This is a genomic window from Photobacterium proteolyticum, from assembly GCF_001939735.1.
GTDB classification, from domain to species: Bacteria; Pseudomonadota; Gammaproteobacteria; order Enterobacterales; family Vibrionaceae; genus Photobacterium; species Photobacterium proteolyticum.
The window spans coordinates 190845-205226 of record NZ_MJIL01000079.1; the positions used below are offsets into that span (position 1 = coordinate 190845).

General features: G+C 48.2%; 13 protein-coding genes. 5 read left to right on the forward strand and 8 right to left on the reverse strand.

Features of this window, described 5'->3' with window-relative positions:
* The first annotated feature begins 13 nt into the window (after window positions 1-13).
* Together BIT28_RS15565 and BIT28_RS15570 are read left to right on the forward strand one after the other, a co-directional pair.
* Window positions 14-2233: a DUF4955 domain-containing protein gene (locus BIT28_RS15565; protein ID WP_075765303.1), complete on the forward strand. Its 2220-nt coding sequence runs from the start codon at window positions 14-16 to the stop codon at window positions 2231-2233.
* Between the two features lie 581 nt (window positions 2234-2814).
* On the forward strand, window positions 2815-3360 hold the full coding sequence (locus BIT28_RS15570) for a hypothetical protein (protein WP_075765305.1): 546 nt from the start codon (window positions 2815-2817) through the stop codon (window positions 3358-3360).
* Between the two features lie 124 nt (window positions 3361-3484).
* On the opposite strand, the gene dsdC is transcribed toward BIT28_RS15570, so the two are convergent.
* Window positions 3485-4390, reverse strand: coding sequence for a DNA-binding transcriptional regulator DsdC (dsdC, locus tag BIT28_RS15575; RefSeq protein WP_075765307.1), 906 nt, complete (start codon window positions 4388-4390; stop codon window positions 3485-3487).
* Window positions 4391-4487: 97 nt separating this feature from the next.
* Window positions 4488-5075, reverse strand: coding sequence for a TfoX/Sxy family DNA transformation protein (locus tag BIT28_RS15580; RefSeq protein ID WP_075765309.1), 588 nt, complete (start codon window positions 5073-5075; stop codon window positions 4488-4490).
* A 294-nt stretch (window positions 5076-5369) separates the two neighbouring features.
* Here BIT28_RS15580 and BIT28_RS15585 point away from each other — a divergent pair, with 294 nt between their 5' ends.
* The 3 genes from BIT28_RS15585 (at window position 5370) to BIT28_RS15595 (ending at window position 8076) form a co-directional block, all read left to right on the forward strand.
* Complete coding sequence (locus BIT28_RS15585) at window positions 5370-5969, forward strand: LON peptidase substrate-binding domain-containing protein (protein WP_075765311.1); 600 nt, start codon at window positions 5370-5372, stop codon at window positions 5967-5969.
* Between the two features lie 104 nt (window positions 5970-6073).
* Complete coding sequence (locus BIT28_RS15590) at window positions 6074-6997, forward strand: HDOD domain-containing protein (protein WP_075765313.1); 924 nt, start codon at window positions 6074-6076, stop codon at window positions 6995-6997.
* 179 nt (window positions 6998-7176) lie between these two features.
* The gene (locus BIT28_RS15595) at window positions 7177-8076 is read left to right on the forward strand and encodes a LysO family transporter (protein WP_075765315.1); all 900 of its coding nucleotides are present in this window, start codon (window positions 7177-7179) and stop codon (window positions 8074-8076) included.
* 213 nt (window positions 8077-8289) lie between these two features.
* Here the strand turns inward: BIT28_RS15595 and ptsG are convergent, their stop codons facing one another.
* The 6 genes from ptsG to pabC form a co-directional block, all read right to left on the reverse strand.
* Window positions 8290-9720 (reverse strand): PTS glucose transporter subunit IIBC, encoded by a 1431-nt coding sequence (gene ptsG / locus BIT28_RS15600; protein WP_075765317.1) that lies wholly within the window; start codon window positions 9718-9720, stop codon window positions 8290-8292.
* A 418-nt stretch (window positions 9721-10138) separates the two neighbouring features.
* Window positions 10139-10915, reverse strand: coding sequence for a TatD family hydrolase (locus BIT28_RS15605; protein ID WP_075765319.1), 777 nt, complete (start codon window positions 10913-10915; stop codon window positions 10139-10141).
* A 25-nt stretch (window positions 10916-10940) separates the two neighbouring features.
* Window positions 10941-11906 carry a DNA polymerase III subunit delta' gene (holB, locus tag BIT28_RS15610; protein WP_075765321.1) on the reverse strand — a complete coding sequence of 322 codons (966 nt, stop codon included), beginning with the start codon at window positions 11904-11906 and terminating at the stop codon, window positions 10941-10943.
* 1 nt (window position 11907) lies between these two features.
* Window positions 11908-12537: a dTMP kinase gene (gene tmk / locus BIT28_RS15615; RefSeq protein WP_075765323.1), complete on the reverse strand. Its 630-nt coding sequence runs from the start codon at window positions 12535-12537 to the stop codon at window positions 11908-11910.
* On the reverse strand, window positions 12537-13550 hold the full coding sequence (gene mltG / locus BIT28_RS15620; protein WP_075765325.1) for an endolytic transglycosylase MltG: 1014 nt from the start codon (window positions 13548-13550) through the stop codon (window positions 12537-12539). Before mltG ends, tmk begins: the two co-directional genes overlap by 1 nt.
* Window positions 13544-14353 (reverse strand): aminodeoxychorismate lyase, encoded by an 810-nt coding sequence (gene pabC / locus BIT28_RS15625; RefSeq protein WP_075765327.1) that lies wholly within the window; start codon window positions 14351-14353, stop codon window positions 13544-13546. Before pabC ends, mltG begins: the two co-directional genes overlap by 7 nt.
* Window positions 14354-14382 lie beyond the last annotated feature (29 nt).

The following is a 14382-nucleotide window of genomic DNA, read 5'->3' on the forward strand; positions in this document are numbered from 1 at the left end:
TAAGGAACGAAAAATGAAAGCAATCAAAACAACATCACTTCTTGTCTCACTCGCGATCAGCAGTTCAGTCTTTGCTGCTGATTACTGGGCAGACTATCTGGCATCCCGCTCTCCAGGCTCCGATCTCAGAGATGCTGCATCACATATAGCTAATGACAATATTCTGCCGAACTTCTCATATGTCGGATATCGATTTGGTAACGAACCGTTACCAGATTCCAGCCATCTAGGTTTCAAAGTTTTTCAGGTCACAGCCTACGGCGCTATTGCTGATGATAACGTCAGTGATAAGGATGCCATTCGCAGAACAATCGCCGCCGCAGAAACCTATATCGACAACGGTGGTGCCGGAGCCATCATCGAGTTCCCCCGAGGACAATTCCGACTCAATGATGCTTCAGATATGACCGGGCTGGATATGTCTGATACACAACAGGGGGCTGATAACCGCAAATCATTCACAATCAACGTTTCACGAGGCAATATCGTCTTCCGCGGAGCTGGGCCTGAAACCGTACTATTTATGGAGCGTAACCTGGAACTCGTCGATCCAGATAAAGACTGGACGACACCATATCTATTCCAGATCAGCTTCGATAAATATAATCCGGATCCAAATACGATTGACTTAAGAAAAACACCGATAAAATTAGCGAATGGTGACAAATTTATTACGACAGTGGCTTCTGATCACCTTCGGGAAACGACACGCTCAATCACTGTCGCTGATGCATCTAAACTACAAACAGGCCAGTGGGTAATGCTAACCCGGCTTGATAACACGCCCGCCACCGTCGCCAACGCCGTTGCGCCATATCAACCAGAAGCAGCCTGGACTGCTATCACTGGCAAAGGCCTAAGATCACAAGAGTACCATCAAATCACTCATATTCAGGGTGATACCATAACCTTTGCCGCTCCGATCCACCATGATGTCGACTCCGGCGGATTATGGGGACTAAAACCTGCACCTTTGCTGGAGAATATCGGTTTTGAGGACTTAACTTTCAAAGGTAACTGGCACGACAGTTTCGTCCATCACAAAAACGGGGTTCATGACGGCGGCTGGAGTATCTTGCGCCTCAAAGGTGTTGCCAACAGCTGGGTCAAAAATATCGACTTCCAGGATGTCAACGTCGGTTTAACCTTTACGGGCAGTGCGGCCAGTACCATTCAGGACATTAATTTCATAGGCAACCCGGGACACCTTAGCCTTGATATCAGCAGTTCAACTCATGTTCTTGCTTCAAGAGTGAAAGACACAGCAAGGCACTGGCATGCTGCAGGGTTCTCCCACCGGGCTGTTGGTAACGTTCTGAGCGAGTCCTGGCATTCACCGGACCGCTTTCATAACCTCCACGCCGACCAGCCTTATGCCAACCTCATCGATAAAAATATCGGTGGATGGAACTACGGGCTAATGGGCGGAGCAGCAAACCAACAACCAAACCATCTAAAATACCTGGTCTTCTGGAACAATGAAAATACGGCACCACGCACTGTCACCAACTGGAGCTTCATGCGACATGATAGCTTATATGGCCGGGTGATAATGCCTTATGTTGTCGGTCTATCCGGCTGGACGTTCAATACAATTGAAAACCAGCAGACTTACGACCCTAGCTTGCCTGCGAATAAGAAACAGGCACATATCCAGGACACTACTCCAATCGATAGCTTGTATCGTGCCCAAAAGCAGCAACGCTTATGCTCCCAGGGGATGACGGATCCTGACTTAGTCGGCGAATGGCCATTAAGTGGCACTGTAGAAGACATTTCTTGCAATCAGCAACATGCCACCAGCTTTGCCGCCAATGCTGGAACATTCAACGGCATTGACGAGCGAGTCGAGCTTGGTGATTTCGATGTGATGAACCGGCTAGAGTTTGACATTCGTTATGACAGCTGGAACACAGCTAAAGCCGGTTTTGCCATAACCAAATGGAACTATGGGACAAATAACCCATATTACGTGCAAATAAGTAAAACGGGTGTCCTGAGTGCCCGTGTAAACGGTAAGGGCATCAGCGCGACAAACCTTGGTGACGGAAACTGGCACCATGTCGTTGTTACACTGAATGGTAACCAACTTGGCTTAACTGTTGACGGTACAGACTACGGCGTTAAAACAGTTACACCTCCAGCCAGCAATGACATTCCACTGAGTATCGGCTCTACAGAGCGAAATACTTACCCATTCCAGGGAGAAATCGCCAATATAAAGCTGTACTAAATCAAGCTTATTGTTGAGTAAACTTATTGACTTAACCAGATCAGGTTTCGGTTAATTCAACCATGCAGCCCGGCATATATTTCCGGGCTTTTTCATTGATTTAACCTACCTCAAAGAAGTTCACGATAATAAGCATTACATAACTTTCTATATCAATACGTTAGGTGCAGCCGTAACACTCGGCAAAGTATCTAATGCAAGCTTTATCCACCTAGGGCTTAGAGCGTTCACCAATAATCATCGCGAGCAAAGCAGACGAGATATGTTATTTTACTCTTAACAATATCGATTCATAGTATAAACCACAGACAACAGTTCAGCAGCCACAGCTCCCAACTGATACTAACAGAACCATAAAATGACTTAAGTAGCTTGTCTTATTTTGCTGTCAAACAAAGTGAGATAAGCTCCTGATATTTTGTACAACATTCGCGTTCAAGATCACAATTTTTTTGTGATTATTGCTGCATTTTTACGCTGTTCTTTATCAAAAAAGTAACTTAATACCGTAAAAATCTATGATTGCCCTCCTTTGTCCATTAAAATGCTTCCATTACTTTAGGCTCCACGGACTAACTTTCATGCGTAAAACACTCCTTGCCACAGGTATTTTCCTGGCATCTATTTCTGCGGCTCATGCTGCCCAGACCACGATGAGTAACTTTAGTTACGATTACGCTGAAGCGCGTATTGGTATTAGCCCACTTACTTACGGTGCTGGTTTCAGCAAATCCATCCACCCTAACGCACACCTGACCGGCTCTGTCGATAGTGAATTCGACAGCGACTGGGACGTAGCGCTAGGTGTCGGTTTCCATGCGCCAGTCAATAACTGGGCCGATATTACCGGTGAAATCAAAGCTAGGAATGCCAAAAACGGCAGCGAATTTAACAGTTCTGGCGGCAAGCTCGGCATGGAAGTGAATATCGGTGTTCGTCAGTGGCTTGGTCCTCAGCTAGAAGTCGGCGGCCAGATTGGTCACCTGAACATTAGCGATCACGAAAAAACCATCGGATCAGTGTATGGTAGGTTCCATGCAACGGAACTGTTCTCTATTGGTGTTTCGGCTCGCTTCAACGAGATCTACGACGACCAGATCATGCTGTCGACACGTTTCAAGTTCTAATACTTAAACAAATAATTGAGATATCAGCAGATAACAGCCCCTTTCTCGGGGCTGTTTCTTTATTCACCCTACTCATATATCCAAATAACCTCAGCAAGCAGGTAAGCTGGTAGTTGGGTGTTCTCTAGTCAACCAGGCTCCTTAGCCATTCAGCAAACGCGACGATTCTTGGCGACTGTGCCAGCTCTTTGCGACACACAATGTAGTAGCTCAGCGGTGATGTTACCGACATCGCAAAAGGCGCCACCAAGCGCTCATCATCGAACTGATCGGCAATAAACGACTTACGCCCCATTGCCACACCGATACCCCGCTCAGCAGCTTGTAGCGCCAAATCCGCCCTGTCAAACGTGCACCCGGCCTCCGGCAATTCGACACCGTGTCGCTGTGCCCAATATTGCCATTCATCATTACGTCCGGCACGGGCCCATGGAGCCGCATCGTGAAGCAGCATGCAGGTACTGAGTTTGTCAGGATTGCCATATAAATCATGGGCAACAGCGTAGTCGTGGCTGCACACCGGCAACATACTTTCATCCATGAGCTTTGCGGAGTGCAGCCCACCATACTTGCCGTGACCAAAATAGATAGCGCAATCAAATGTCTCAGTTTGAAAATCAATGAGTTCGTTTCGGGTTCGAAGGTGAAAACGCAGCGCCGGGTACTTATCTAAAAATTCCTTAAGCCTTGGCAGCAACCAGGTCTGGGCAAAGGTCGGGGGCACGGCTACATTGAAATCACCGCTCAATTCGAGTGTTTTGAGATCCCGAATTTCATGGGCAATATCCCCAAAATTGTGGGCGACCACCATTTTCAGACGCTTGCCTTCCTCGGTCAATGTCAGCTTTCTCGGCTGGCGAATAAATAACTGAACCCCGAGGCTGTCTTCGAGGTTTTTGATTTTATGGCTAACGGCACTTTGGGTCAGGCACAAAATTTCTGCAGCTCGGGTGAAACTCATTTGCTCGGCAGCAATCAGGAAACAATGCAATCCGGATAGTACCGGGCCAGTGAGCTTGGGTAGTCGCATAGGGGCTTACACTAAACAGAAGATTACCGCTATCTTACAACAAAAAAAGCCACCAAAATATGGTGGCCAATACTACCCAGTCTGTATCTATTGCGTCTTATTCGACTTCGCGCAATAAACGTTCTTTCTGGTCATCCTTTAGTAAAGTCCAGTGGCAACCATCAATGGCACCGGCAAACATCCAAAGCAGTTTCAGATCGAGATCCTTGCCGTGCGAGGTGCGTACCTTACGGTAGACTTCTGCCGCTCCCAATGAGATAAAGCTACTGACATCCGGAATACCTGCTTTTTTCACCATACGCTCGAGCGTCAGGCGCATATTGGGCAAATCACGCAGGCGCTTGCTCTGCTCTGAAGACTTGAACTCTTTCTCTCTTGTCGAGACTTTAATCGACTGCTGGACCAGTTCGTCACACTCGGCCCTGTCATTCAAATATAGCTCCGTCACATCATAGTAATTAACCACGGCTGTTGTGCTGCGCTTTATATGTTTGAACTTACTACAGTTAAAAGAAGTCAGCTTGGTATCTAGCGATTCACCCCCACGTAAAAACATCGACTGATCAGTCAAAATTGCATACATGGCACCCTTGATGAAAACCCCCGTTCCACCAAACATTGAACGTTTTTCATAGTGGCCAAATTCGCGAAGATAATTAAATAAGTCATCCTTGATCGATCGCACAAGCTTCTCCCCCGATAAACGTTAATGGTCGTTTAATTTCAAGTAACTTATATCAAAATGCGTCAACAAATTGACAATGCCACATCAAATTACGAATTTCCACATATGAAACAACGAACACTTGGATTTGAGATTTGCAGCATATTATACATCGCGAATTAAGTAAAAAGTGACAAAAATTGACCATATTTTTTGCGCCTGAACTCCCCAAATGGCCGACGCAATTCGCTTTCGCACTATCGTTATTCTTGTCAGTAAAGACTATGGTTATTAATAATAAGTGGAGGGTATATCATGGTAGACATAGCACTCTTTCCTTCATCCAGCCACATTCTTCCGAACGGAAGGCTAGAAATAACGGTTGCAGAAGAACGATATATTCGGATGGTCAAACAGTCTCTGGCAAAAAAAAGAAGTTTTGCACTATGCATGCTCAATGAGTCTGAAGAGCACGACGAGATAAAAAAAATACCGGCGATTGCCACCGAGGCCCATATCATTGACTTTAACGCGCTGGAAGGAGGGCTACTCAGTATCATGGTCGAAGGTATTCAAACCGTTCGCTTATTGGCAATAAGAGTCGAGGAAGACGGCTTGTTATTGGCAGATTTTGAGCCCTACCCACACTGGTCACCAGCCCCTGTCGAAGCCTTGACATTATGCCTTTCAGAGAAGCTGAAACTCTTTTATGCCACCATGCCCGAAGTTGGATCCCTTTATCCTAAACCAGACTATAACAACCTCACCTGGGTCTGCCAGCGCTGGCTCGAAATCCTCCCGCTGGAAGTCCACTACAAACAGCTGTTGCTTACCCAGGAGAGTATAAAGCTCACCGTGCGCTTTCTACTTAAATTGCTCGACAACGACAACCTTCCAACAACAGAAATTGCATAAGTGTAACGTTTAGTAACGATTTATTATTTTTTTATGTTATACAGCTGTCTATCAGCAACGGCTCAAGATAGAATGAAGACCTCGAGTTCAAGTTAGTAGTTGTAATGGCACACGTATCTTTTTTTTGGCTTAAACCAGAAAATGACAAAATCGTAAAAGGACTGGAATCTGAGTTCTGTTCCTTGGTAAAAGACGCCGTCAGGCAAAACCGTCTTACCCTTCCCCCCATTCCAGATGTTCTTGTGAAACTTCATGCCCTGTGCAACGAAGAAGATACCACGATCCGCGACGTGGCTGACTTGTTACTGGATGATCCCGGTATGGCCGCCTCCATTGTCAAAATCTCCAATACCATGATGTTTAACCGGCGCAATGTTATTTGCCACGACATTCAAACCGCAGTAAGCAGGCTCGGTATATTGAGAGTACGAGATATTATCACGGCGCAAGCCATTGAAGAGCTTAAGAGCAAAAGCAACTTCAGCCGAGGCTGCAACGACCTGCTGATGCAAAGTGCTATTCGCTCAAGACAGCTAGCTGCAACGATGGCTATTGTTTCTCAGGGACTCATTAACCACCCTGAAACACCGGCTAAGGTTGAGCAGGAAAAATCTCTGTTGGCCGGCCTGTTTGCCGATATTGGCCTGTTTAGCCTAGTATCCGAATATCAGAGCTATTTGGACAGCGGTAACTATCTTGATATTGATATTGCGAAATATGTGTTTGAACACTGCTGCCAGGAAGCCAGCCTCATTATTCTCAAGCACTGGGGCTTTGATGATGATTATCTGGAGGTTGCCAGCAATACAGCCTCCCCATACCGTGGCCAGCGCCCGCAAACCAGCTATCTCGATATAGCCCGTATGGCTAATCACCTTCTGATGTTTAAAAGCAACGATGATGCCATTGATGAGCACCACGTTGAACTCGATCTCGCTGGTGCCGAGGTGATGTACGAACTCACTAACCTGCCTGACGCTGAATTTAATTCCCAAATACGCAATGTCATCAAAAACAGCGGCTTCTAGCCGCTGTCCTTGCAAGGCTATTTGCCCTGTACTTTGCCAGTATGCTGTATTGACCCTGTCTAATTGATACTGATAAGCTACTTAACTCATCGAGAAGTTGTAGCTTATTGATTTAATAAACCCTTCGGCAACTGCATGATGCTGTTGCCAGGCAGACAACACACACCGCAAGGACTCACATGTTTTCAGGGATGCTATATATCTTCCTGCCGCTGGTGATCGGATACCTCATTCCGGTTGGCAAGGACTCCGTTCTGACTTTCATTAACACGCAAACCAGCCGCCTTGTATTGGTGATCCTTACGCTGATGGGGCTGAGCCTAGCCGGACTTGATAATCTGGGACAAAATCTGAATCAGATCCTTACTTATACGGCAACCTTTTTTATTTCTATCAGTGCCTGTAATCTGCTTGCTTTGCCCGTTATCGACAAGATCTGGCCGACGGAAACCAGCCAGAATCACCGCCAGTTGCCATTCCTGAAAATGATGATGGAGTCGGTCAAACTAATACTCGTTGTTGCCGGCGGACTTATAGTCGGCCTCCTGACTGGCATGGATCTCGAGTGGGTTGATAAGGCCAGCGAAGTTATTCTGTTGATCCTGCTGTTTCTAATCGGTATTCAGCTTCGCAATAGCGGGATGACCTTGCGTCAAATCCTGCTCAACAAAAAAGGGATCACCATTGCGCTGGTCATTGTTCTGACCTCATTACCCGGCGGGATCATTGCCGCAACTATCCTTGGTATTCCAATAACCCATGGCCTGGCGATGGCATCAGGGTTTGGCTGGTATTCATTGGCAGGCATACTGATGGGAGACGGACTGGGACCAATTTTTGGTGGTGCGGCCTTTCTCAACGAGCTGCTCAGAGAACTGATCGCGCTGAGCCTCATCCCGCTCATGATCAGCCGCTATCCAAGTACGGCAATAGGTTATGCCGGCGCCACGGCGATGGACTTCACCCTGCCTGTCATTCAAAACAGTGGCGGGATCCGCTGTGTCCCTATTGCGATTGTCAGCGGGTTTATTCTCAGCCTGCTGGTGCCGTTGCTGATGCTCTTCTTTCTGTCGCTGTAGTTGCTGACCGGAAGCCACAAAAAAGCCGCATTTTTCAATGCGGCGCGTACTACTCAATCTAAGCAATGACGATTATTGGTCAGGATGTAAATACATAGAGTACGCATAGAAACGTTTATACTGACTTATGAAGATTAGGAAGGTGCTAAAGATAAACACCAGAACCTAAAAGGGGAAGCCGAAGCTCCCCCCATTTGAGAATGACTAAATCGCTCAGTGATTTCGGATCCACTCATCCATATCGGACTTCAGATTATCAGACTTGGTACCAAAGATAGCCTGAACACCGCCACCGGCTATAACCACTCCGGCAGCACCCAGCTTCTTCAGCTGCTCCTGGTCGACTTTATCGACACTGGCTACCGACACACGCAAGCGCGTGATACAAGCATCAAGCCCAGTGATGTTATCTTTACCACCAAAGGCCATAACAAGCTCTTTTGCCAGCTCTGAGCCTTCAGCAGTAGCGCCCGCACCTTCTTCTTCATCTTCACGTCCCGGCGTTTTCAGATCAAGCTTGGCAATCACGGTGCGGAATACCACATAATAGATAGCGGCATAGATTAATCCCATGAACGGGAACAACCACAACTTCTGTGAGTTCGCCGATAACACCACAAAATCGATGAAGCCATGCGAGAAGGTTGTACCATGAACCATGCCCAACATGTTGGTCATCACGAATGCCGATCCTGCTAGCAATGCGTGGATTCCGTATAGGATTGGTGCAACAAACAGGAAGGAGAACTCAATCGGTTCAGTAATACCGGTCAGGAATGATGTCAGTGCCGCTGAAATCATAATACCACCGACTTTGGCACGATTCTCAGGCTTCGCCGAGTGCCAGATTGCGATAGCGGCCGCTGGTAAACCATACATCTTAAACATATAGCCGCCCGCTAGCTGACCGAAACCGTTACCAGCAAGACGCGAAGGCTCATCAGCAACTAGGTAACAAGTAAGCACACCGTTTTGTGTTTCACCAGCAGCATTAACACAGCTACCCGCCTCGAAGAAAAACGGTACATTCCAAACATGGTGCAAACCAAACGGGATTAGAGAACGCTCAACAACGCCGTATATACCAAATGCCAACGTCGGATTCTGGTGTGCAGCCCAGTCAGAGAAGGCTTCAATACCGCCGCCGATTGGTTGCCAGATTACAGACAACAGAAGTGCCAAGGCAATAGCACAGAATCCTGTCATGATTGGAACAAATCGCTTGCCGGCAAAAAAACCAAGGTATTCCGGAAGCTGAATACGATAGAACCTGTTGAAAGCCCATGCCGCCAGGCCACCGACAAGAATACCTCCAAGCACACCGGTATCCAGTTTGTCGACTTCCATGACTCCAGCCATAACGCTTAATGTCGCAGCCAGAATACCGTACCCAACAATTGCAGCCAGGCCAGCGACACCATCGTTATTTGTAAAGCCCAACGCGACGCCCACTGCAAACAACAGCGGCATCTGGCCGAATACAGAACCACCAGCTTGCTCCATAATTTGAGAGACTACTTCAGGCAACCAGCTAAAATTCGCTGCGCCAACCCCCAGTAATATACCGGCTACCGGCAAAACCGATACAGGCAGCATAAGCGCCTTACCGACTTTTTGCAGGTTAGCAAAAAGGTTCTTAAACATAGTGTGCTCCTGAGTGAGAGTGTTTTAGTTAGTTATCAAGTCAGTGCAAGCGACCTACCCCCGTAGTCATAATGCTAGCACCACTTAGCTTTTTTATTGCCTCACAAGTATAAAATGAGGCATTTTATAAAACTTGATACTTATCAATGATGCCGCTCAGGAATGAAATATTATTCCAAAACATCGCCTAATAAATCATCAAATATTACATTTTTCTTCTTTTAAGAAAGTAAATAGCTGATTTTTAGTACAGATTCAGAAAGGTGGCGTTACGTGTATGAAATTTAATTTCACCAGTGAAATTAAGTTTCTTATTGATGAAGAGCAAACATATTCGCAGTATTAATAAATACAGGCATAGCGATAAAAAAGGAGCATTTGCTCCTTTTTTACTTAATGAATAATTTTCTTTTTTTGACTAGCGCTTGGCCAGGGAGAAAAGCGTGAAGAAATTATCCGTGGTGATTTTCTCGACCTCTTCTGCAGAGACGCCTTTAAGCAGGGCAATATACTCTGCGACTTCACGTACATAGGCAGGCTGGTTTTGCTTACCGCGATACGGGATAGGAGCCAGATAAGGAGAGTCTGTCTCGACCAGCAGGCGATCCAGCGGCAGGCTGCTAACAACGTGCTTTAATTCGCTGGCTTTGTTAAAGGTAACGATGCCGGATATCGACACATAAAAACCAAGCTCGATCGCTTCCTTGGCCATCTCCAGACTTTCGGTAAAGCAATGCAGCACACCACCGCACTTTTCGGCCCCTTCTTCTCGCAGGATCTGCATAGTATCCTCACGGGCCATTCGGGTATGGATGATCAGCGGCTTGTTGAGCTCTACCGCCAAACGGACATGCTGGCGAAAGATTTCTTGCTGCTGTTCGGCCAGTTCCGGTTGATAGTGGTAATCCAGGCCAGTTTCGCCGATAGCCACAACCCGCTCATGCTGAGCAAAGGTCTTCAACTGCTCAAAATCAAAGCCCGCCTCGATATCTAATGGGTGAACGCCACAGGAGGCAAATACGTTCTCATGTGGCTCAATCATCTCCATCATGGCCGGGAAACTCTTCAGGGTAACGCCAACAGACAAGAAGTACTCTACCCCCCGCGCCTTTGCCTTGGCCAACACATCATCAATCCCTGTATGAAGTTGCTCGTAGTCCAATTTGTCCAGGTGACAATGTGAATCAACTAACACGATCTTTTCCTCAATTCTGTTTTCTCTATAATTCGGTAATAAAGCCGGTCAGCCACTCAACTATCAGCAGCTCTTCGTTCAATCCGGTGTGCTTTTCCAGCTTTCGGTGAAGCTCGTTAGCCTTACGTACCTGCGCTAACAATACAGTCGGGCTAATCTTAGCGGCAACAGTCTGCACTTTGTCGAGTGACTCACTGTGAACCAGGTGCGAACTGACACCCTGCTGAAGTTTAATACAATCAACAAGGAAGTAGCTAAGCCACTTAAGGCTGACAATGCCCTCAGTGGTACAAAGGGCTGCCACGTCATAGACGCCGGTAAAAGGCGGCTGCAGAAAATCACAAAACGCCTCCAGCAAGTTTCCATGGCGAATATCCTGGCCCTGCTCAATAAACTGCTGCGTAGCCATAGGGGCTCCGCTGTTCAGGCGCACTGACTCCAGCTTTACCGTCTGCATCATCTGCCGCTCGACCCAGCGCCGTGTTTCCTGCTCATCAGGCACGGCCAGTCGCCATTTGTTGCAACGGCTGTTAATTGTCGGCAACAAGCTATCAAGCGACTCGGCTGTCAGGATAAACTGACAACCCGATGGTGGCTCTTCCAGTGTTTTCAATAGGGCATTCGCCGCAGCCTCTCCCAACGCATCAGCGTGATCTATCATGATCACGCGCTGACCTGCCAGCTGAGACGTTTCCACCGCCCAGCGGTTACACTGCCGAACAGCATCAACGCCAATCTGTTTGCCTTCCTGCAAAGGAGCGACAACATGGAAGTCAGGATGGGTCTTTGCAGCAAATAGCTGACAGCTATGGCATACCCCACAGGGCTCGGTATCACAGTTCTGACAAAGCACGGTTCGGGCTAGCTGTTGTGCCAGCACCTCACGCCCGCTTCCCGTCGAGGCCAGCAATAAAATCGCATGGTGCAGCCGTCCCTGCCCCAGTAGCTGCTGCCAGTTCTGCCATAGGGTCTGTTGCCATGGGTAAAGCATACTATTGTTGCTCCAGCCACACTGTCAGCGCCTGGGAAATATCTGCCGTCACCGCATCCAGTGGTTGACTGGCATCAATGATAACCACGCTCGGATCATTCTCAGACAGCTCAAGAAAGCGCGCTCGGGCGCGTTGGAAGAAATCAATATTCATCTGCTCGATACGATCCAGCTCACCCCGGCCGCGTGCACGCTCAAGGCCAAGAACCGGATCAATATCCATATAGATGGTGAAATCCGGACGGAAGTCACCCAGTACCGTATTACGCAAATTCTCCATCAGGGCGGTATCGAATCCCCGGCCTCCTCCCTGGTAAGCCTGAGATGACATATCATGACGGTCACCAACTACCCAACGCCCTTTTGCCAGCGCCGGCTTTATCACGTTATCAATCAACTGAATACGTGCCGCATACAGGAGCAACAGCTCAGCCATGTCGGTCAAGGGTTCGTCAGGGTGCCCCTCTTTAACCAAAGCCCGCATCTGCTCGGCAAGCGGTGTCCCGCCGGGCTCGCGCGTCAATTCCGGCGACTCGATCCCGTGCTCAGCCAATACTGCAGCTACCTGCTTGATTGCCGTACTTTTTCCCGCGCCTTCCAGGCCCTCAATAACAATAAATTTTCCAGTCATTATTTTTTCTTTAGTGTTCTTAGGTATGCACGTACTGCGCGATTGTGCTCGCTTAGCGTTTTAGAAAACTTGTGGCCGCCTTTGCCATCAGCAACAAAGTAATAGTAATTGCTCTCTTCCGGCTTCACCGCAGCAAGCACCGAGGCCTTGCTTGGCATTGCTATCGGTGTCGGCGGCAAGCCAAAGATGGTGTAAGTGTTATAGGGTGTCGGGGTACGAAGATCACGCTTGCGGATATTCCCCTTGTACTTATCCCCCATACCGTAAATCACCGTCGGATCAGTCTGGAGACGCATATTCTTGTTGAGGCGATTCATAAAGACTGACGATACGACAGTACGCTCGTCATCAACGGCCGTTTCCTTTTCGATAATTGATGCCATGATCAAGGCTTCATACGGTGTTTTCAGCGGAATACTCTTATCACGCGTCTCCCAGGCATCGTCGAGCAAGCTGGTCATCTGGCGGTATGCGCGCTTGAGCAACTCAAGATCCGTTGTTCCCGAGGTATAGTGGTAAGTCTCCGGCAACAGGTATCCCTCGAGCTTGGAGGTATCCGCACCAATCGCCTTGGCTATTTCGGCCTCGGACATACCGTCGGACTGATGGACAATCTCGGGAGCCGTGCTCAGTTGATCAAGCCAGTCTGTAAACCTGCCACCCTCGACCAGGGTAATTGCAAACTGATGTTCTTTGCCTGATGTGATCAATGCCAGCACATCTCTGAGAGTGCCGCTGCCAGGTATTTGATATGTCCCCGTTTTGATTCGTGTTAACTCAGGCTCAATACGATAAATCCACCGCGTCCATTGCGATGGCGGAACAATTTCCTTGTCGACGAGTTGGTTTAGCAGCCCCCGAAAACTAGTTCCCGGACTGACCGTAACGAAGACTTCGCCGTCATGAGTTACCGGCTGCTGAAGCGAAGCCTTCACCTGCTGATATGACCAGCCAAGCCAACCAGCAGCCATCACGCCCATCAAGACAACCGCTATTACCAACTTCTTTAACACGTGTACAACCTCTTGTTTAACGCTTTCAGCGCAGTTCGCGCCGTAAATTGAATTCCGTTTATTTCTGTGACCGGCACCAACGCCATCAGGGCATTAGTAATAAAGACTTCATCGGCGCAAAGCAAGGCATCAAGTGGCTTTTTGACAAACTCTATACAAAAACCACAGTCAGCGGCCAGTGCGATCACATGGGCACGCATCACACCGTGGACACCTGACATATTCAACTCTGGCGTATAAAGCGTCTTGCCCTTGCGCCAGAAAATGTTCGAGGCCGTTGCTTCCACTACATCACCGTTGACGTCCAGTGCGACGGCATCCAGCCAGCCGGCCTGCTCGGTTTCTTTTTTTAGCATTACCTGCTCAAGGCGGTTCAGATGTTTGAAGCCCGCCAGCATCGGAGCCAAAGCCAGTCTCTGCTGACATACGCCCAGCACGATACCCTGCGCCTGCCACTCACGATAATGGGCAGGCCAGGCAAAATCAGAAACAATAACTTGAGTCGCACTGCAACCTGACGGGCTGTACCCCCGCCCACCCGCGCCGCGGCTTATCAGTACCTTTACTCCCCCTTTGACCGGGAAGTTATCCGCTAGCCTATGCACCTGATCAGTGAGCTGTAGCCAGTCCGGCTCTACGATATCGAATGCTGCAACGTTCCTCTTCAATCGCTGCAGGTGCAACGACCATAGCCTTGGTTTACCGTGCTCAACGAGAATGGTCGTAAAGCAGCCGTCGCCATACTGCATAGCCCGATCAGTGACTGCAACGTCACTTTGCTCTATGCCGTTTACCAGTATCATTCCGATATCTACCCAATCTCAAATCACAG